Source organism: Pseudomonas protegens, assembly GCF_003363755.1.
GTDB classification, from domain to species: Bacteria; Pseudomonadota; Gammaproteobacteria; order Pseudomonadales; family Pseudomonadaceae; genus Aquipseudomonas; species Aquipseudomonas danubii.
Map to the genome: position 1 here is coordinate 6,237,472 of NZ_CP031396.1, position 18,983 is coordinate 6,256,454.

Genomic DNA, 18,983 nt, shown 5'->3' on the forward strand with positions numbered 1-18,983 from the left:
GGAATCGACAATGAACTGCAATGCCGTATCGAGCGTCTGCCTGTCACTCTGCGCACTGCTGTACCAGGGGACATCGCTGGCCAGCCCGGAGCAGGAACTGGGGCAGCAATACGCCCATCACTGGCGCGACAGTGACCTGGGCTACCAGGACACCAGTGCCAGAATCCGCCTGACCCTGGTGGAGAAGGAGGGCGCCAGCACCGACCGCTTCATGCGCATGAACAGCTTCGAAACCGCCAGCACGGCGGTGGGCGACAAGGTGCTGCTGACCTTCGAAGCCCCGGAGAACATCAAGAATTCCCGGGTGCTGATCCACTCCAAGATCAAGGAAGGCGATCAGGTCTGGCTGTACCTGCCGGCCCTCAAGCGGGTCAAACGGGTGGCGGCGGCCGACCGTTCCGGGTCGTTCTCGGGCAGCGAGTTTTCCTACGAGGACATTGGCTCAATGGAAGTCGGCAACTACGACTACCAATGGTTGCGCGACGAACCCTGCGGCGACTTCCAGTGCGCGGTGGTCAAGCAGGTGCCGCTGTATCCGTATTCGGGCTATTCGTCGATCTGGGTCTGGTACAACAAGACCGACTACCGGCAGATGAAGACCGAGTACTACGACCGCAAGGGCAGCAAGTTCAAGACCCTGACCCTGGGTGACTACCAGTTGTTCCTGGGGCGCTACTGGCGTGCCCTGAACATGACCATGGTCAATCACATCACCGGTCGGCAAACCGTGCTGGTCAGTTCCGACGTGCAGTTTCGCACCGGCATCCGGGAGGACGCTTTTGAACCTGCAAGGCTTGGAAACCTGACGCAATGAATCCAGGCAAGGTCCACCGCAGGCTCCAGGCGTTGATGCTGGGGCTGTGCTGGAGCGTCACCCAGGTGCAGGCCGAGGCGGAGCAGGGGTTGTCGGCGAAGATCGCGCTCAAGCGCTACTTCTTCAGCTCATCGCCGGCCGAAGGCGTCGACGATGGGCAGCTGTCCGGCACCGCGCAACTGGGCCTGGACTACCAGTACCTGCAGAGCTGGGACAGCCTGCGCCTGCGCCTGGTGGTCAACCCGCGCTACCTGGAGAGCGGGTCCAGGGACCCGCGGCCGAGTTTCTATTGGGATGAGCTGTTCGTGCTCCTCGAGCAGGACAACCGTGAGCTGAAAGTGGGGCGGATCAAGGAGCATTGGGGTGTCATGGAGACCCGCCAACTGGTGGATGTGATCAACACCTACGACAACCTCGACGGTCTGCAACCGGAAGAAAAGCTCTCGCAGAAAGCCATCAAGCTGGGCAGCACCCTGGGGCCCGGGCATCTGAGCCTGTACCTGCTCGACGGCTTCGAACCGGTGCAGTTCTACAGCGAGCCGGCGCGGTTTGCCGCTTACCGGGTCCAGCCAGCGGCCGAGTACATCCACGGTGCCGATCCGGATTCCCTGGATCTGGCGGCGCGTTATTTCGTCTCGGTGGCCGACCTGGACATCGGCCTGAGCTACTTCAAGGGCACCAATCGGTCGCCGGCATTGCGCGCCGAAGGTGACAGCCTGGTGGCCCAGTACACCGAGGTCACGCAATGGGGGCTGGATGCGATCTGGGTCAGGGAACAATGGTTGTACAAGCTCGAGGCCCTGGATCAGCGGGTTAGCGACAATGCCTACAGCTCGCGCAAGCTGTCGGTGGGGCTCGAATACGCGATTAACCGGGCCTGGCGCGATGCCGACCTGAGCCTGATCGGTGAATACCACCACGACCGTGACCAGCCCCTGGCCCCGGTGAGCATCTTTGATCGCAAGTTCCTGTTGGGGGCGCGTCTGGAACTCAACGATGCCCATTTGTCCTCGGTGTTCCTGGGCTACACCGCGCAGGCGTCCGATCTGCGCAACAACATGCTCAGCGCCTCCCTCGACCTGGGGCTCAGCGATGCAGTGCGGGCCGGTGTCAGCGCGGCGCTGATCAACAGTTCCGCGAGCGACGTGGTCTGGGATGCGCTGGCCAGCGATTCCCACGTGGCGTTGGAGCTTTCCTATTCATTCTGATCGTACCGGCGCGCGCCGGGCCGATCCCATGCAATTGCTTAAAGGGATAACGCCATGGATACCTTGCTACAGATCATCGGATTCGGGCCCGCGGCCCTGGGTCTGTTCATTACTGCAGATCGCAATGGCCGTTTGCAGCAATTGCTCGACTGCGGGTTGCAGGTGCATGAGCGCAGTGCCTCCCTGGAGCAGTGGGATGGCCTGGGCTACGAAATCGAAGCCAATTCGCCGATTGCCGATTTTCTTGGCGGCATTCGCCGCGACGGGGTGTTTGCCCAGTGCCTGGATCAACCCCAGGTCCAACGCTGGCTGCAGGTTCCGGAGCAGGTAGTGCCCCTGGTGCAGGTCTCGGCGTTTCTGCGTCAACTGGCGCAGGTGATCATCGAGCGCTGTCAGGCTCACCCCAGAGCGGCGATCCATTTTGCCCACGGGGTCGAGGACGTCCGATGCGAGGCGGATGGCTTCACGGTCAGTGGTGGCTGGGGTAACAGTTCCAGCCGTTACCTGGTGCTGGCCTGTGGCGCCCGGGTGCGTGACCTGCAACCGCAGGAGGCGATGCCGGCCACTTCGGTGCTGTGCTCCGACCGGGTGCTGCGGGGGCGGGTTGACCCGATCCTGCGCCAGACCCTGGAGCAAGGGCGGCCAGTGGTGGTGCTGGGGGGCAGTCATAGCGCCTTTTCCGTGGTCGGCTACCTGCTTGAGCGTTTCACCGGACTGCTCGGCCTGGGGTCGATCCAGGTCCTGTGCCGTCGCCGCCCGGCATTGTGGGCGGCCTCGACCCGGGTTGCCGCGCCATTGGGGGCCCAGGACCGGGTGGATGAGGACAGTGGCGAGGTCAACCGCTTCTGCGGCTTGCGCGGTGCCGCCCAGGACACCCTGCTGCAGATCGAGGCTGGCGCGCGCGCCAGTGTCGTCTTGCACATCGGCTCCACCGATCCGCAACCCTGGCTCGCCCGCGGTGCGCTGTTGATCAATGCCACCGGTTACCGACCCCGATTGCCCGGGCTGCTGGATGCCCAGGGCCGTCAACTGCGCCTGGACCAGCGCGACGGCAACCTGTGCAAGCACCCGCAGAGCCACGAACTGACGGTGGGCGGCCAAGCGGTGCGCGGGTTGTTCGGCACCGGGCTGGGGTTTTCCGACCGGCGCGGCGCGACCCTGGAAGTCGGGGTCAACTTCTTTCACGGCCGTTGTGCCGGGAACATTCTGCACGCCGTGCTCTGACGGCATCTCACTTCAACCAGGCATACAGGAGGCTGCATGCGCACACTCGCGGCAACTCGATCGGATCTACAGACAGGACTGGCGATGCTGCCCAGCGCTTTACCCGCGGACCCCGCCGCACTGGACGACCTGCTGTCCAAACTCGCCACCCCCCAACGGGTCTATCAATTGCTGTCGTCGCGCCTGACGGTGCGGCAGGTGCTCTGGTGCCTGGCGCAACTGCTGGCCGAGGGACAGCTGCGCGTGGTGCCGGGAGGCTCGCCGCAGCGCTTTGTCCGGGAGGGGCCGGATGAGACTCCGCTGCCGGGCTGCGGCCTGCATCTGGTGGGCGACGACAGCCTGCGCCTGAACCCGCATTTTCGCGAGATCCTCACCGATCTCATCAGTGACAAGCAGAGCCAGTACAGCCAGTCCGTCGAGACCTACGAAACCTTGATCCGTCGTTACAAGATCATGCAGAGCCTGGGCGACTTGAATCACGAGGCGCTGTTGCTGTTGGGGGATGACGCGTTGTTCTCGCTGTTCCTCGCGGTACATGGTTATCGCCGACGGATCGTCGTGGCGGACATCGACCCGCAGTTGCTGGCGACCATTGCCCGGGTCGCGGCGCAGCAGGGTTTCAATAACATCGAGGTGGTTCAGTACGATGTCTTCCAGCCCTTGCCCCAGAGCCTGGTCGGGCAGTTCGACTGCTTTGCGGTCAATGGTTTCAAGGACCTGGGAGGCTTGCTGATGTTCGTCTGTCGCGCCTTGCAGGCACTCAAGGCGCCACCGGCCATGCGCAGCGGCTACCTCAACTTCGGCAGTCACGATGTGCTGTCAGTGGAGCAGGTCAGGCAGGAGGTCGAGATGCATCAGGCGCTGCTGCGCTTTGGTCTGTACCTGGACTACTGCGTGCCCTGTCCCGAAACCCATGTGTGCAGTGCCTTCGAGGAAGCCTTCAGCGCCAGCGCGCAACGCCTGGCCGAGGTGCCGCCGGTGTTGCGAGTGCAGGCGTGCGAGCGTGAACTGCAGGCGCTGTACCAGGCCTTTTCCCACCTGTCCTGGGTGCAGATGCGCAACTTCCCGGACATCCAGCTCTCGCCCCTGAAGATGGGCCGCTGCCGGGTGGTGGAGCGCAATGACCGGGAGATCTCCCGGTTCCTGCGCTTGGGCCAGTTGTACGCAGGCAGCACCGCCAATGCCCAGTGAGGCCGGCAATGGCCGGGTGGTGGTGCTGTCGCCGCACCCGGACGATGGGGTCTGGTCCCTGGGCAGCGGCCTGGCACGCTGGGCGCCGCGGCAGGAGATTGAGCTGTTGAGCCTGTTTGCCGGCGACGCCCCGGCGGGGCTGACCCGGGCCCGTGCGCCGGAGCAGCGCTGGCGCTGTTTTTCCACGCCCGGGCAACGTCGCGCCGAGGATCGGCGTGCCGCCGCAGTCCTCGGCTACGGCTGTTCGAACCTGGAGGCAACGGATGGTGCATTGCGTCTGGATCAGGGCGGAGGTTTTGCGCATGCCAGCCTGCAGTCGCTGTTCCTGGACAGCACCCCGGCCTCCTGGCCAGCCCCGGAGGCTGCCCTGGTGGCTGCGCTGCAAGGTTTTCTACGGCCGCAGGATGTGGTCTGCGCGCCGCTGGCCATCGGGGGGCATGTCGACCATTGCCTGACCCATCGCCTGGCCCGCGAGCTGCCTAACCGGGTGTATTTCTACAGTGAGTTTCCCTATGCCGAGCAGTTGTCGCAGCAGGCGCTGCAGGGGCATGTGCGGGCCTTGGGCCTGCAGCTGCAAGCCCGGGATATTGCCTGTTCCTGGCCGGCGTGGCGCGAGGCGGCGCTGTGCTACCGCTCCCAGGTGCTGATGCTGTTCGCCGGTCAGGGCCGTTTTCTCCAGGCCCTGCAGCGTCACTGCCGCGTACAGGGGGACACGGCGTTCTGCCGGATCTGGTCGACCCGGGCGATGTAGCGCTGCACCGAGCCGGTGGGCGAGAGCAGTTCGTCCAGGGCCAGGGCCTCGGCGATTGGTGCCTGGGCCTGGAACAGTTGCAGGTTATGCCGATGGTCCTCCCAGCGCTGGGGATTGTGATGGGACATGTGGTAACCGCAGGCGCGGGGTTCCAGGCTCAGCCTGACCCCGGCCCGCCACAAGCGGTAGCCCAGGTCCAGGTCTTCCATGCCCCAGCGTCGGCCATAGGACGCATCGAACCCGCCTGCTTGGCGCCAGGCGCTGCGCGACAGGGAGATGTTCGCCCCGGCACTGGCCAGCCATGGCCACTGGCTGGCCCGTGGATGTTCTGCGGCCTGCTCCAGGGGATTGGCCAGGGTCCGCGCGCTCTGTGGTGTCCAGCGCCCGGCCAGCAAGTCTTCCACCAGGATCGGTGGGCAGCCGACGGTGCCCAGGGCCGGATCGCTCACCGGACCCAGGGCAATCAGTTCCCGCAGCCGGCCGTGTACCAGGCCGCTGTGTGTCTGCTGGGCCTGCAGGTGGGCCTCGAAGAAACCGTCCTGGACCAGGATGTCATCGTCGAGAAACAGCAGGATCTCACCCCTGGCGACACTGGCCCCAAGATTCCTCGCCGCTGCGCGCCCCAGGCCCGGCGAACTGAGCAGCCGTACGTCCGGCAAGGATTCGACCAGGGCCAGTACGGCGGGCTGGGCGCCGTCGGCGACGATCACGGTCTCGAATTCACAGCGTGCCTGTTGGCGCTGCAGGCTGGCCAGGGTCAGGCGCAGGCGCTCGGCCTTGGCATGCACCGGAATGATCACGGAGAGCTGCATCAGGCACCTTCGTCGCGCAAGTCGCTGGCAGGGCCAGCCTGGCCGGGCTGGTGGTTCAGTTGGTGGTGGCGCTGGGTCATGAGCACCGCAGCGATCAGGTTGCCGATCAGCATGGCTTCCACCAGACCATTGAGGCCGCGCTGCCAGTGCAGGGTCAGCAGCCAGCCCAGGGGCACCATCAGCAGCAGGTAGGCAATGGCATGGATCAGGGTGGGGGCCATGGCGTCTTCGCGTCCGCGCAGGGCATTGGACATGATTCCCTGCCAGGCATCGAAGGGCAGCGCCAGGGCCAGTAGCAGCATGCTCGGCAGGGCCACGGCCAGCAGTTGCGAGTCATGGCTGTATTGCGCCAGCAACGGTTCCGGCAGGGCCGCCAGGACCAGGGCGCAGAGGGTGCTCAGGGACACCCCCAGCAGCAGCCCGGCGCGGGTCGACAGCTTGATGTCCGGCAGGTCGCGGTTGCCGTGGGCCATGCCCACCTGGATCGAGGTGGCAAAGCCGACCCCCATGGGAATCATGAACAGGATTGAGCGGATATTGACCAGCACCGCGCAGGCAGCGGCAATTAATGGCGAGGCCACTGCGGCCATGACCGCGATGAGCATGAAGGCCAGGGCTTCGATGCCGAAGCTCAAGCCGCCGCCGTAACCGATGCGGCGCTGCATCTGCCATTGCGGCCAGGCCCAGCGAAAACGCTGGTTGATCGCGAAATCGTCACGGTCAGCCATGATCCGGTGCACATACAGCACGATCGCCAGTGCCATCAACAGCCGGACAATGGTGGTGCACCAGGCTGAGCCCAGGGCGCCCATTTCCGGCAGGCCGAACTCGCCGTAGACCATGGCGTAGCACAGCACCGCGTTGACCAGGTTGCCGCCCAGGATGACCAGGGTGGCGGGCATGGGGCGAGAGATGCCTTCGAGGAAAAACGAGTAGGCGATGTAGATCAGGATCGCCGGCAACCCCAGCGCTACGATGACCATCAGTTCGGCGATGGCCGCGGCCAGCTCCGCCTGCACCCCGAACCGCGCGAGCAAGGGCAGGCTGGCGACACTGGCCAGGGCGCAGGCCAGCCCGAGACCGAGGGCCTGGACCACTCCGCGCTGGGCGGCCAGGCCGGCGGCGCGCGGGTCCTGCTGGCCGATGGCGATCGAGCCCATGACCAGGATGCCGAACAGCAACCCGGCGGCAATCAGCATGTAGGTGTCGGCAATCGCGTGGGTGATGGAGATCGCAGCCAGCGACTCGGTGGCATAGCGCCCGACCATGATGGTGTCCACCAGGGACAGCAACAGGAAGCCGATGCGCGACACGACGATCGGCCCCGAGAGTTTGGAGAGTTGCAGCAACTTGTCTTTGAGCGGTGTGGAACTGGCCATGGGAGTGGCTCCTGGCTGCGGTGCCCGGTCAGTGATCTGGCCGGGCGGTGCAAGATGGCGTGAGATGGGGGTAGAGGGCGGACATCGCCGAGGCCAGCGAGCGCAGCTTGCGGTACTCGTGTTCGCGGGTCTGCGCACAAGTGCCCAGGCTGGCGATGCGGCTGCCGAGGAAGTCCCGGTAGGGCGCGAGGTTGTCCTCGGCGGCGAAGGCCAGAGAGGTCTGGGTGCCGTCCACGGTCAGGGTCAGGCTCGGCTGTTGGATGCGGTTCTGGCTGAAGCCGAAGGTGGTGCGCAAACACAGCTCACCGGCGCTGCCGTACAGGGTGATACGGGTTTCATCGTGCTCCTGGTGGCTGGCCCAGGCAGTACTCATGCGCACCAGCGTGCCGCCCCGGGCCTGCAGGCAACTGAATGACTGCGACTCGACTTCGATCGCGCCTCCCGGGCCCTGGTCGCCACGCCAGGTGGCCTGCTGTTGAGCTTCATCGGCGGTCGCCGGCACATGGTTGCACAAGGCCGCGTCGATCAACGGATAGTCCAGTGCATGCAGAGCCACCTCCAGCAGGTGCCAGCCCAGGTCCGCGCCCGAGCCGGCCAGGGCCTGGCTGGCCTGGGTGAACCAGGAGCCCGGGCGCGGCACCCCACGGCGCCGACGCCAGCTGACATCGATGCAGTGCAGTGTGCCCAGCGCGCCCCGGGCCGCGGCCATGGCGCGAACGTCGCTGCGGTGGGCCGCCGCGGCGCTGACCAGGAGTTCGGCACCGGTTTCACGGCTGCAGCGGATCAACTGTTCGGCATCCGCGGAGGACAGGCAGGCGGGTTTTTCCAGGATCACGTGCAATCCCTGGCCCATGGCCCTCAAGGCCTGCTGCACGTGATGCACGTTGGGCGAGCAGATCAGGGCCAGATTGCAATTGTGCAACGCCTGGTCACTCATGCAGCGATGCCAGCGCGGGCCAGGCGACATGGCAGGGAAGGCCGTACTCGCATCGGTCTGTGGATCGATCACCGAGACAATGTGCGCATTGTGTTGCACCAGCAGTGGTGCCCAGACATTGCGCACCACCCAGCCGGCTCCGACGAGGGCTATACGGGGCTCGATCATCGTTCGCCGGCCAGATGCTGGTGGACCTTGGCGATGGCCGTGGCGATGTCCAGGGTGTCCTGTTCATTGCCGAGCAGGGCGCGGTGATGGATCCAGATACCTCGTTGTGCCATGTGCTCGGTCACCGGACAGGAGGCGATGCATTGGGCCAGGTCCTGCCGGGTCGGTGCCGGTGCCTGCCAGAAGCTGGGAATGCGGTACAGCGCCTGGTAGGAGCGGAACGCCGGGATGCCTTCGGCCACCAGGCAGTCCACCACCCGGTTGCGATCCAGCGCGCGCTGGCCCGGGAGGTCGTTGAGGGTGAACAGGAACATGTAATAGGGATGGGTGTGGGCATCTTGGGTGCGCACCTGTGCGGTGACCAGTCCCTGGCGGGCCAGGGTGTCACTCAGGAGCCGGGCGTTGTGCTGGCGCACACGGGTCTGTTGCTCCAGGCGTGAAAGCTGGACACCAAGCACCGCGGCGCTGAACTCGCTCAACCGGGCATTGGTGCCGACCACGGTGTGCTGATAGCTGCGATCACCCAGCGGACGCCCGCAATTGCCATACAGGAAGACCTTCTCGCGCAGCTCTTCGTTGGGGCACAGGACCAGGCCGCCTTCACCGGCGGTCATCAGCTTGAAGTTCTGGAAACTGAAGCAGGCCAGGGAGCCATACTCGCCGATCCCGGTATCTGCGTAGCCCCGCGCGCCGTGGGCATGGGCGGCGTCCTGGATGATCACCAGCCGATGCTGGTCGGCGATTCTCGACAGGCTGAGCATGTCGCACATGTGCCCAGCCATGTGTACTGGAATGATGGCTCGGGTGCGGGGGCCGATGTTCGCCAGCACGGCGGCCGGGTCGATGCACAGCGTGTCGGGCAGTACATCCACGGCAATCGCGGTGGCACCGATACGCTGGCAGGCCATCGAGGTGGAGATGAAGGTGAACGCCGGCACTATGACCTCGTCACCGGCACCGATGCCTGCGGCTTGCAGGGCGATTTCGATCGCCACTGTGCCGTTGCTCACCGCAAAGGCCGAATGGGCGCCGTGCATCTGCGCGAAGGCCTGTTCGAAGTCCAGGTTTTCGCAGCCTTGCATGCGCCACCACTGGCCCTGATGCAGGCTGCGCAGCAGAGCGCTTTCCTCTTCGGCGCCAAACTGTGGCCAGCCGGGATAAGGGGTTTGTCGAACAGGGGTACCGCCATCAATAGCCAGGGTCATACATCCATTCCCTTGGAAAGGTTGATAAATAAACAGGCAAGCAGATGTTTACCGGGATGTTTTGGAAGAAGTCCCGGTGTTTAAAGTGTCTTTCCTGAAGTTGTAGTTGGGCTGCCAAATGTGTCGTGCTATAGGTTTTGTAGTTCGTGGGTGGTGCTTCCCTAGTTGTTATTTTCAGAGTCGCCGTGAAGATAACATGGGATTAAAAGCTGGGTGCAAGGTTATTTTTAGTAATCCTTTGTAATATTGTGAAATACTCTCGGAGTTGCAGTTGTCGTGTCCGAATTAATCCCTGTGTTAAAAAATCGGAAATAGCTGATTTGTCCTGAAGCCCCCGTTCTGAATGGCTTTGAGGTGGGTTGGTGGCGGGCGTAGGCGCGCTTTATAAGAATAGCTGACGTCAAGGAAGTGTCGTTTCATATCTGGGAATTTATATGCAGCTCTCCTTTTTAAATAAAGGAGTGGTTTGTGTCTTTCTGCCTTTTATTCGCTTTCTTGACAGGGTGGTATTCGCGATATTGCAAAGGGATTGTCACTTTGCGGTCATGTCTAAGTGTTGGTTCGGTATTCACTAAGTTTGCCGGATTCAGGGATGATAAGAGGCTAATTGATATTATGAAGACATTGATTGTCATTGCCGAAGGGATGGACCCACTGGTACTGGAGTCCGAAGTTGCCAAAGGCCGGCTTCCATGGTTCTCGCAGCGCTTGGGCGCGCACTCTTATCGGCATTTGAATTGTGGGCCGGTGCCCTATGAGCCAAGCAACCTGGCGACCGCTTTCTCGGGGGTCAACCCGGGTCGGCATGGCTGCTTTTCCTACTGGAGCGCCCACAGTTCGGGGGAGATTCCGCGGATTCTCGAAACCACCGATGTCATGGCGCCCCGGCTTTGGGAGTGGCCGGAAATGGCCGGTCAGCGTTTTGCGGTGGTCAATGTGCAGCTCACCCATCCGCCGCGGCCGCTCAATGGCACGCTGATTACCTACCCGATGCACAACTCAATGAATACCAGCCACCCGCGCAGCCTGCTGCGCGACCTGAATGCCCAGGGGGTGCGCTACGCCCATGACGTTTCGCTGTTCTACACCGGGCAGCCCTTCGACGAGTTCGCAGCCCAGGCCTTCCGGATTGCCGAGCATCAGCTCGACAGCGCCATGGCGCTTGCGCAAGAGGCGGATGTGATGATCGTCAACCTGACCCTGGCCGATCGTCTGTCACATTTCATGTGGTACGAAATGCTTGAGTCCGAGCCCGCGCAGCGCCCGCAGATTCTGCGCGCTTATGACTTCATCGACCGTGCCTGCGAGCGTCTGCAGTCCCTGGCTCCAGAGTCGATGCTGGTGTTTTCCGAAATGGGCTTCGGCGAACTGGCGGGGTTCTTCTCCATCGATCAGCACTTGCGGGCCGCGGGCCTGCAAGTGCTCGACGAGCAGGGGCAGGTTGACCTCAAGCGCAGCGTCGCCCTGGAGACGGTGCAGGGTTCCCATGGGGTGATGTTGTGCGCCGACCTGTGCAATGAAGGGCGCGCCAGCGCTGCTCAACGCCAGGCGGTGATGCAATGCCTGAGTGACATCCGCTTTGCCGATGGGCAGCCGGCGCTGGCCAGCGTCCGTGCCCGGGAGGAGGTGTACCAGGGCCCCCATACTCACCTGGCCCCGAGCCTGATCGTGACTCCGGCGGACCCCAAGCGCCCACCTTTGGGCGATCCGCGCTGGGCCAACCACGTGCGCCGCACCGCGCAGTCGGGATGGCATCGCGACTGCGGCTTCGTGCTGCTGGATGGGGCCAGGATCAAGGTCGCGCCGGGGCCCCTTCAACTGCAACAGATCGCCCCGACAATCGCCGGGCTGAGTGGTTGTCAGGCGGCTGCCCAATGTGAAATGACGAGCTTCGCATGACCAGCCTGGCGCTTGTTCGGCAGCCGTTGGCGCAAGCTGTTCTCGATAATCTGGGCAAGGTCGAGGATCACCATCGCCGGTTCAGCGTGGCGGCAGGGGAGGCGGGGCTCTATGGCTTTGTCGACAGTGACTTGCAGACACTGAAGTCCATCGGCCTGGTGTCGCGTATTCAGGAGCACGACGAGTTCTTCGATCCTGACGATCTGTACAGCCTGTCCCTGCACCTGCGCTTGCCGTCGTTGCACAAACTGGCCATGCGCAGTTGGGCCACGGCGTTTCGCCAGTCCGATCGTCAGCGACAGGTTGAACTGGTGTATACGCTCAACGAGAAACAGCCGCCCCAGGGGCCGATCCAGGTGCTGACCGCCGCGGAGCGCCTGTGTGTGCTGGAGGCACCGCAGGGCGGTGACTTCTATCGCCAATGCCTAGTCATACCGGGCCAAATGCGGCTCCTGCCGAGTCCGTTTCGGGAGCTGATCGAAGAGGTCAGTGCCGGCATGCAGTTCTACATGCTGCATGACGGAGTTCGTTGGGATATTGAATTCATGAGCCGGCATAAGCTGGCCGAATGCGGTGGCTTCTCGAAACTGCTGGTTGAGCGGGCCAAGGCACTCGGCTTGCCTGCCAGGCAGGTATTCGGCCTGCTGCTCAGTTCCCCCTATGCCACCGGCCATTACTGGGCCGAACTGCAGATCTGTGGTGAGTGGATTGCCGTGGACCCCTTGATGATCCGCCTGCTGTCACAGCAGGCGGGGCTTGTCTGTGATCAATGGCCGCTGCACAGGTCACCGCTGGGCGCGCTGTTGAGGCTGTGCGTTGTCGAATCCTACGACCACAACGGAGCTCCCTGCCTGAGCTGCTTCGAAGACAAGTACTTTCGCCAGCTTCCTGTGGCGACGGCAGGAACCACGCAGTACCAGGTGTCATACAGGGTAGCGGTTCAGCTGCCTGTTTAAATCGATTGCAGATAGGGAAAATCATGCTGGAACTGAATGGACGGGTGTGCCTTGTCACAGGGGCTTCAGGTGTGCTGGGCGCTGCGATATGTGAAGAGCTGGTCCGCGAAGGCGCTTGGGTCTTCGGGGTCTATCAACACAACATCGAGCGTATGCAAGCCCTGGTCGCCGAGACCGCGGAGCTGCCTGGCACACTGATTCCGGTCGCTTGCGACCTGACATGCGCAGAAGATACCTCAAGGATGCTGGTCACCCTGGCCGCTGACTCAAGGCCGATTCATGCCTTGGTCTGTTGTGCCGGGAAGATGTTGCGCAAGTCTGCCCTGCTCAGCAATCAACTCGATGGCGACCCGCTGTTCGAACTCAATGTCGAGGCCACGATCCGCCTGGTGCGTCAGGTTGTGCGGCCGATGCTGGGGCAGCGAGCCGGGCGCGTGGTGCTCCTGGGGTCACTGGCCGGCGAGAGCGGGATGCCCGGGCAAAGCCTTTATGCCGCGTCCAAGGCGGCGCTGCATGGTTACGCCCGATCACTGGCCTTTGAGGTCGGTGGGTTCGGCATCACCGTCAATGTGGTAGCTCCGGGGGCCGTGGCCGGACCACCGACCCATTACAGCGCCGCCGAGGAACAGCAGGTGTGCCAGCGTATTGGCCTGCGACGCTTGGGACGCCCCGAGGAAGTGGCGGCAGTGGTCGGCTTTCTCGCCTCGGCCCGGGCCTCCTATATCAACGGTGCGGTGATCGCGGTCGATGGCGGAGGGCGTTTCTGATGCATTGCGCAAGTATCGACCTGGGCGGCAGCAAGATGGCCCTTCACTTCAGCATCGCCGGACGCGTTGTGCAGCGTGAGCGCATCGAGATTCCGGCCGGTTGTGTTCCGCAAAGCATTCTTGAACAGGCGGTGGTCCTGTTGTGCCAGCAAATAGCGCTGTACGGCCCGATCAATTGCCTGGTGATTGCCAGCGCGCCGACGATCAATGCCGACGGCACAATCATTCGCTGGCCCAATCGACCCGACTGGGAAGGCCTGGCCATCGGCCCGGCTTTTCGCATCGAGGGGGTCGAACGGGTGATCTGGTGCGATGACGGAACGGCGGCGACTTTCGGCGATGCCACGGTCATGCGTGCCTCCAACCTGGTGCATTTTTCCCTGGGCACCGGGGTTGGTGGCGGCGTGGTCTATCAGGGCCGCATGTTGCCCGATCGCGAATTGGGACACCTGCTGGTCTGGCCCGGAGGAGCGCCCTGCAGTTGTGGACGGGCGGGTTGTCTGCAGGCCTATGCGTCGTTCCGTTCACTGGACAAGTTTGTCGCCTCGATGGGCTTTTCCGATGAGGCCACGCTTAACCACTGGCGCTTGCGGGCGGTACAGGCCCTGGCGCTGGCCACGGCCAACCTGGTGGAGCTGTTCCGGGTGGAGGTGATCTGCCTTGGCGGGGGCATGCTCGGACGCTTCCCGGAAATTCCCCATCAGGTGGGCATGCTGCTGCGCGAGCCGGGCTACCTGAAACCCTCCTTGAATCCGCCCCTGGTGATGCATTCCCCCCAGGGCACCGAAGCCTCGGTGCTGGGCGGGTTGTATCTGGCCCAGGCCAGCCACGAAGTGCAGAACGAGATTTGCGAAGGTGGCATCGACAACTCCAGGGTCAGCATTCGCCATGTCAGCAACGGCATGAGTTTTATCTCCATGAGCTCGAGGTGAATGGGCGCATGGCAGGACACAACGGATGTATCCATTCTGAGAAAAGGCAAACGATATGATCAACGAACCAATCCACGAGCCCAAGCGCCTCAAGAAAGTCCTGGCCGCCTCTGTGCGTGCCTGGCTGACGCCGAGTCGGCTGGCGATGTACTTGATAGGCGTGATGATCTTTTCGCTGGGGGCACTGTTCTTTATTGTCAGCCGATTGGGCACCGATCCACTGGATGTGTTTGTCATCGCCTTGAACAATCATCTGCAGGTGGGACTGGGGGCTTGTTCTGCATTGTTCTCCGTGGGCTTGTTGCTCTGGTGGGCACTGTGGAACAGGCAGTGGCCGCCGATCAGTCCCTTTGTGACCACGACCCTGACCGGACTGTTCATCGATCTCTGGCTGTTTCTGGAGTTTGACGAGGTGTTGGCGGCGGCCCTGGGGCCTTATGTGCTGCTCGCCATTGGCTTGGGGCTGTGCGCTTATTCCTCGGCGCTGATCATCATGAGCGGGATCGGCATCCGGGTCATCGATTTGCTGGTGATCAGCATGATGAACAAACTCGGTTGGTCCTTCACCCTGGCGAAGATGGTTCTGGAGATTTCGGTCTTTGTCCTCGGCTGGTTCATGGGTGGGCCATTCGGCATCGGGACCATCGCGTTTCTATTGATCATCGCGCCGATGATCAAGCCCTTCATGAACATGAACGAGCGTTACCTGCGCATGGGCAACTATGGGCTAAAGCGCCGCGATGTGTATTTCGTCCCTCCGGCGTCGCTCACTGGCAAGTAAGGCCGCTGTGCTCGAAGAGCATGCCCAGGTGCCGGATCGAATGGTCGAGAAACAGGCGCGTCAGGGAAGTTCCGAGCCACTTGTTGCAACGCTGTGGCAAGTCATGAGGGGAGTGAAAGTTGCTAGAGGTGGGCTGCAACACGCAGAAGTTGGTTATGTGCCGTGTTGCAGTTGTTCCAGGAAGAGGGTGGATCAACGGGGGTTCAACCCGTTGATCACACAAGGTACTCAACAAAACCGATCAATAACCCGAACTTCCGACTTGTCCCGCAGCGATTGCCATTCGGCTTTCAGGGTCTCCAGGACCCGACCGATGAAGTCTTTGTCGGCGGCGGCTTTCTTGCCGACGTAGCCCTGGCCGCGGCGGTACATCTTCAGGCGGGCCGCCAGTTCCTGGTTGTTCTGGTCGAACTCTGCTTCATGGCTATGGGGCGACAGGCAGTCGATATGCACTTGGCCCGACTTGGCAATCCACAGGATGTGGCTGTCGTGGCTGTCTTTCTGTGCGGCGAACATACGTGCCAATTCATCAATAGTGGGTTGATTATTAAGATTCATTTGTAGCCCCCTTGACCATTTATCGATCTATCTAAGTTGATTCGCTAATTCATCTTGCTACGTCGGTAAGTTGAACCCTGATACCGGAAACAGGGCGACAGAGGGTGTCTGTCGGATACAGATAAGGCCCAGAGCCTGATGCGTGTAGTTGCCTTGATTAACTGCTACGCAATAGCGTCACAACGAAGAGAAGCAGCGTAAACCTGGATGAAGCTGCCGACATTCCCACCATCGGCCACAAGCATCTTGAAGAGTTCTCGCTAGCTTGCTGTCCTTGTTCTGGACGATCAATGCCAGGTCAGTTTCATCAATCTGCCTTGTGGGCAGTACACATCCGGGTCACAGCTCGGCGGTCAGACGAGCTTGCTCATAACACCTTTGCCTCGTCCCCCGATCGGGGGGACGCCTGCATCATGCAAGGGCGAAATCCTCTCGTCAACGGTTTTGTAGTGAAAATTTTAAGGCACTACATATTGTCTGACAAAAGCCGAAAAGCCATCACTCAGGCCCCCCAATGCCGGTCAGGGCAGGTAGAATCGGCGCCTTGAAATGTTCTGAGGTTGCAGCGGTGGATGTACAACAAGGCTTCGTCCTGACCCGGCACTGGCGCGACACGCCGGCGGGCACGGAAGTCGAATTCTGGCTGGCCACCGATCAGGGGCCGCGCCGTATCCGCTTGCCGTTGCAAACGTCCGTGGCCTTTGTTCCGGCGGCCCAGCGGGCCCAGGCCGAGCGTTTGCTGGCCGACGACCCGGATGTCCAGCTGCGCCCCTTGCAGTTGCGGGACTTCCACCAGCGCCCGGTGCTGGGCATGTACTGCCCGCAGCACAATCAGCTGATGCGCCTGGACAAGACCCTGCGCCGTGCCGGTGTCGAGGTGTTCGAGGGCGACGTTCGTCCGCCCGAGCGCTACCTGATGGAGCGTTTCATTACCGCGCCGGTGTCCTTTGGCGGCCAGCCAGGGCCCGACGGCCTGCTGCTTGAGGCGCAGATGAAGCCGGCGCCGGACTACCGCCCGACCCTCAAGCTGGTGTCCCTGGACATCGAAACCAGCGAGCGCGGTGAGTTGTACTCCATTGCGCTGGAGGGGTGTGGCCAGCGCCAGGTGTACATGCTCGGCAAGGCCCGGGAGGACGACAGCCCGGTGGACTTCGACCTGGAGTTCTGCGCCAGCCGCGAGCAGTTGCTGGAGAAACTCAACCAGTGGCTGGCCGAGCACGACCCCGACGCGATCATTGGCTGGAACCTGGTGCAGTTCGACCTGCGGGTGCTTCACGAACATGCCCGGCGCCTGGCCGTGCCCCTGCGCCTGGGGCGTGGTGGCGAGGAAATGCAATGGCGCGAGCACGGCAGCCGCACCCATTACTTCGCCTCGGCCGCCGGGCGCTTGATCATCGACGGCATCGAGGCATTGCGTTCGGCGACTTGGAGTTTCCCGTCCTTCAGCCTGGAGAACGTGGCCCAGACGCTGCTGGGGGAGGGCAAGTCCATCGACAACCCCTACCAGCGCATGGACGAAATCAACCGCATGTTCGCCGAGGACAAGCCGGCCCTGGCCCGCTACAACCTCAAGGACTGCGAGCTGGTGACGCGGATCTTCGCCAAGACCGAGCTGCTGACCTTCCTGCTGGAGCGGGCCACGGTCACCGGCCTGCCCGCCGACCGCAGCGGTGGCTCGGTGGCGGCCTTCACTCACCTGTACATGCCGCTGATGCATCGCCAGGGCTTTGTCGCGCCCAATCTCGGCGAGCTGCCGCCCCAGGCCAGCCCCGGCGGTTTTGTCATGGATTCGCGGCCCGGGTTCTACGAGTCGGTGCTGGTGCTGGACTACAAGAGTCTGTACCCCTCGATCATCCGCAGTTTCCTGATCGACCCGGTGGGGCTGGTGGAGGGCCTGCGTCAACCGGATGACCCGCACTCGGTGCCAGGCTTTCGCGGCGCGCGTTTCTCCCGTACCCGACATTGCCTGCCCTCGATCGTGACCCGGGTCGCCGAGGGCCGCGAAGTGGCCAAGCGCGAGCACAACGCGCCATTGTCCCAGGCCCTGAAGATCATCATGAACGCCTTCTACGGCGTGCTCGGCTCCAGCGGCTGCCGCTTCTTCGATCCACGCCTGGCGTCATCCATCACCTTGCGTGGCCACGAGATCATGGCCCGTACCCGGCAGTTGATCGAAGCCCAGGGCCATCAAGTGATCTATGGCGATACCGACTCCACCTTCGTCTGGCTCGGCAGCCTGCATGACGAGGAGCAGGCGGCGCTGATCGGCCGCGGCCTGGTGGCCCACGTCAATCAGTGGTGGCGCGAGCATCTGCAGCAGCAATACGGCCTGGACAGCGCCTTGGAGCTGCAGTTCGAAACCCACTACAAACGCTTTCTGATGCCCACCATCCGCGGCGCCGAGGAGGGCAGCAAGAAGCGTTACGCCGGCCTGGTGCAGCGCGCCGATGGCAGTCAGGAGATGGTCTACAAGGGCCTGGAGACCGTGCGCACCGACTGGTCGCCCCTGGCCCGGGAATTCCAGCAGGAGCTGTACCAGCGCATCTTCCACCGCCAGCCCTATCAGGACTATGTGCGCGACTATGTGCAACGCACCCTGGCCGGGCAACTGGACGATTTGCTGATCTACCGCAAGCGCCTGCGCCGTCCCCTGGACGACTACGAGCGCAACGTGCCGCCCCATGTGCGCGCGGCGCGCCTGGCGGACGAGTACAACCGCGAGCAGGGCCGGCCCCTGCAGTACCAGAACGGTGGCTGGATCAGCTACGTGATCACCCTGGCCGGCCCCGAGCCCCTGGAAAACCGCCGCGCGGCCATCGACTACGAGCACTACCTGACCCGGCAACTGCAACCGGTGGCAGACGCCATCCTGCCGTTCGTGCAGGACGACTTCAGCACCCTGGTGGGCGGGCAGATGGGCCTGTTCTGAGGCGCCTCAGTCGTCCACGGCTTCGCACAGGCCACTGGCACCGTGTTTGTCGCTGTACTTCACGCTCACTGAATCGTCGTCCTCGACGCTGATGGTCAGGCTCGTTTCCGGCGTCTTGACCTGGAAATGCCGGTCATCCACGGCGCGGCTCTTGACCACTTTGCCGTTGATGTAAATCGGACCGCCCTGGTCGGCACTGACGGCCAGATTGCCGGGGCAGGAGACGTTGAACAGCGGTACAGCTTCGGCGTGGGCGGCGCCGGTGAACATCATCAAAGTGCCCAGCAGCAGGATTTTGCGCATTGCGGACTCCTCGTGGAACAGCCTGGAGGCAGAGGCCTGAGCGGCCCTTTGCAACCCCGGATGGGGGCTTAGCCTATCGGCTGCCAGAGCTGTGCGCGAGTGGAATATTTACCCCGGGGCAGAGCGGTTTTCGGGCTTTTGTCGGACAAAAAAAACCGTGGACTCGCCG

Annotated in this window: 17 protein-coding genes; 11 read left to right on the forward strand and 6 right to left on the reverse strand. The window is 62.9% G+C overall.

Annotated elements, in window-relative coordinates; genetic code table 11:
• Positions 1–10: 10 nt before the first annotated feature.
• The 5 genes from DWF74_RS28385 to DWF74_RS28405 all read left to right on the forward strand — a co-directional run bounded on the left by DWF74_RS28385 (position 11) and on the right by DWF74_RS28405 (position 5,188).
• Positions 11–814, forward strand: a complete 804-nt coding sequence (locus DWF74_RS28385; RefSeq protein ID WP_102864344.1) for an outer membrane lipoprotein-sorting protein — start codon at positions 11–13, stop codon at positions 812–814.
• On the forward strand, positions 811–2,022 hold the full coding sequence (locus DWF74_RS28390) for a hypothetical protein (protein ID WP_102864345.1): 1,212 nt from the start codon (positions 811–813) through the stop codon (positions 2,020–2,022). Before DWF74_RS28385 ends, DWF74_RS28390 begins: the two co-directional genes overlap by 4 nt.
• 54 nt (positions 2,023–2,076) lie before the next feature.
• The gene (locus DWF74_RS28395) at positions 2,077–3,246 is read left to right on the forward strand and encodes a hypothetical protein (protein ID WP_102864346.1); all 1,170 of its coding nucleotides are present in this window, start codon (positions 2,077–2,079) and stop codon (positions 3,244–3,246) included.
• 84 nt (positions 3,247–3,330) lie between these two features.
• Positions 3,331–4,437 (forward strand): bis-aminopropyl spermidine synthase family protein, encoded by a 1,107-nt coding sequence (locus DWF74_RS28400; RefSeq protein ID WP_162884138.1) that lies wholly within the window; start codon positions 3,331–3,333, stop codon positions 4,435–4,437.
• Positions 4,427–5,188 carry a PIG-L deacetylase family protein gene (locus tag DWF74_RS28405; RefSeq protein WP_162884139.1) on the forward strand — a complete coding sequence of 254 codons (762 nt, stop codon included), beginning with the start codon at positions 4,427–4,429 and terminating at the stop codon, positions 5,186–5,188. Before DWF74_RS28400 ends, DWF74_RS28405 begins: the two co-directional genes overlap by 11 nt.
• On the opposite strand, the gene DWF74_RS28410 is transcribed toward DWF74_RS28405, so the two are convergent.
• Genes DWF74_RS28410 through DWF74_RS28425 form a run of 4 tightly spaced genes read right to left on the reverse strand, consistent with a single transcriptional unit; the run spans position 5,128 to position 9,689 of the window.
• Positions 5,128–6,000 carry a glycosyltransferase family 2 protein gene (locus tag DWF74_RS28410; protein ID WP_115582212.1) on the reverse strand — a complete coding sequence of 291 codons (873 nt, stop codon included), beginning with the start codon at positions 5,998–6,000 and terminating at the stop codon, positions 5,128–5,130. The genes DWF74_RS28405 and DWF74_RS28410 overlap by 61 nt on opposite strands.
• On the reverse strand, positions 6,000–7,379 hold the full coding sequence (locus DWF74_RS28415; protein ID WP_102879846.1) for an MATE family efflux transporter: 1,380 nt from the start codon (positions 7,377–7,379) through the stop codon (positions 6,000–6,002). Before DWF74_RS28415 ends, DWF74_RS28410 begins: the two co-directional genes overlap by 1 nt.
• Positions 7,380–7,407: 28 nt before the next feature.
• Positions 7,408–8,484: a Gfo/Idh/MocA family protein gene (locus DWF74_RS28420; protein WP_102864351.1), complete on the reverse strand. Its 1,077-nt coding sequence runs from the start codon at positions 8,482–8,484 to the stop codon at positions 7,408–7,410.
• Positions 8,481–9,689, reverse strand: a complete 1,209-nt coding sequence (locus DWF74_RS28425) for a DegT/DnrJ/EryC1/StrS family aminotransferase (protein ID WP_102864352.1) — start codon at positions 9,687–9,689, stop codon at positions 8,481–8,483. The genes DWF74_RS28420 and DWF74_RS28425 overlap by 4 nt, the downstream gene beginning before the upstream one ends.
• Before the next feature lie 615 nt (positions 9,690–10,304).
• On the opposite strand from DWF74_RS28425, the gene DWF74_RS28430 reads away from it, so the two are divergent.
• Genes DWF74_RS28430 through DWF74_RS28450 form a run of 5 tightly spaced genes read left to right on the forward strand, consistent with a single transcriptional unit; the run spans position 10,305 to position 15,024 of the window.
• Complete coding sequence (locus DWF74_RS28430) at positions 10,305–11,588, forward strand: alkaline phosphatase family protein (protein WP_115582213.1); 1,284 nt, start codon at positions 10,305–10,307, stop codon at positions 11,586–11,588.
• Positions 11,585–12,544, forward strand: coding sequence for a transglutaminase domain-containing protein (locus DWF74_RS28435; RefSeq protein ID WP_115582214.1), 960 nt, complete (start codon positions 11,585–11,587; stop codon positions 12,542–12,544). Before DWF74_RS28430 ends, DWF74_RS28435 begins: the two co-directional genes overlap by 4 nt.
• Before the next feature lie 23 nt (positions 12,545–12,567).
• On the forward strand, positions 12,568–13,311 hold the full coding sequence (locus tag DWF74_RS28440) for an SDR family NAD(P)-dependent oxidoreductase (RefSeq protein WP_162884140.1): 744 nt from the start codon (positions 12,568–12,570) through the stop codon (positions 13,309–13,311).
• Positions 13,311–14,243, forward strand: a complete 933-nt coding sequence (locus tag DWF74_RS28445; protein ID WP_102864356.1) for an ROK family protein — start codon at positions 13,311–13,313, stop codon at positions 14,241–14,243. The genes DWF74_RS28440 and DWF74_RS28445 overlap by 1 nt, the downstream gene beginning before the upstream one ends.
• 55 nt (positions 14,244–14,298) lie before the next feature.
• Positions 14,299–15,024, forward strand: coding sequence for a YczE/YyaS/YitT family protein (locus DWF74_RS28450; protein ID WP_102864357.1), 726 nt, complete (start codon positions 14,299–14,301; stop codon positions 15,022–15,024).
• A 228-nt stretch (positions 15,025–15,252) separates the two neighbouring features.
• Here the strand turns inward: DWF74_RS28450 and DWF74_RS28455 are convergent, their stop codons facing one another.
• On the reverse strand, positions 15,253–15,582 hold the full coding sequence (locus DWF74_RS28455) for a hypothetical protein (protein ID WP_016968704.1): 330 nt from the start codon (positions 15,580–15,582) through the stop codon (positions 15,253–15,255).
• Between the two features lie 568 nt (positions 15,583–16,150).
• On the opposite strand from DWF74_RS28455, the gene DWF74_RS28460 reads away from it, so the two are divergent.
• The gene (locus DWF74_RS28460) at positions 16,151–18,511 is read left to right on the forward strand and encodes a DNA polymerase II (protein WP_115582215.1); all 2,361 of its coding nucleotides are present in this window, start codon (positions 16,151–16,153) and stop codon (positions 18,509–18,511) included.
• A 6-nt stretch (positions 18,512–18,517) separates the two neighbouring features.
• On the opposite strand, the gene DWF74_RS28465 is transcribed toward DWF74_RS28460, so the two are convergent.
• Positions 18,518–18,814, reverse strand: coding sequence for a hypothetical protein (locus DWF74_RS28465; protein ID WP_102864359.1), 297 nt, complete (start codon positions 18,812–18,814; stop codon positions 18,518–18,520).
• Positions 18,815–18,983: the final 169 nt, after the last annotated feature.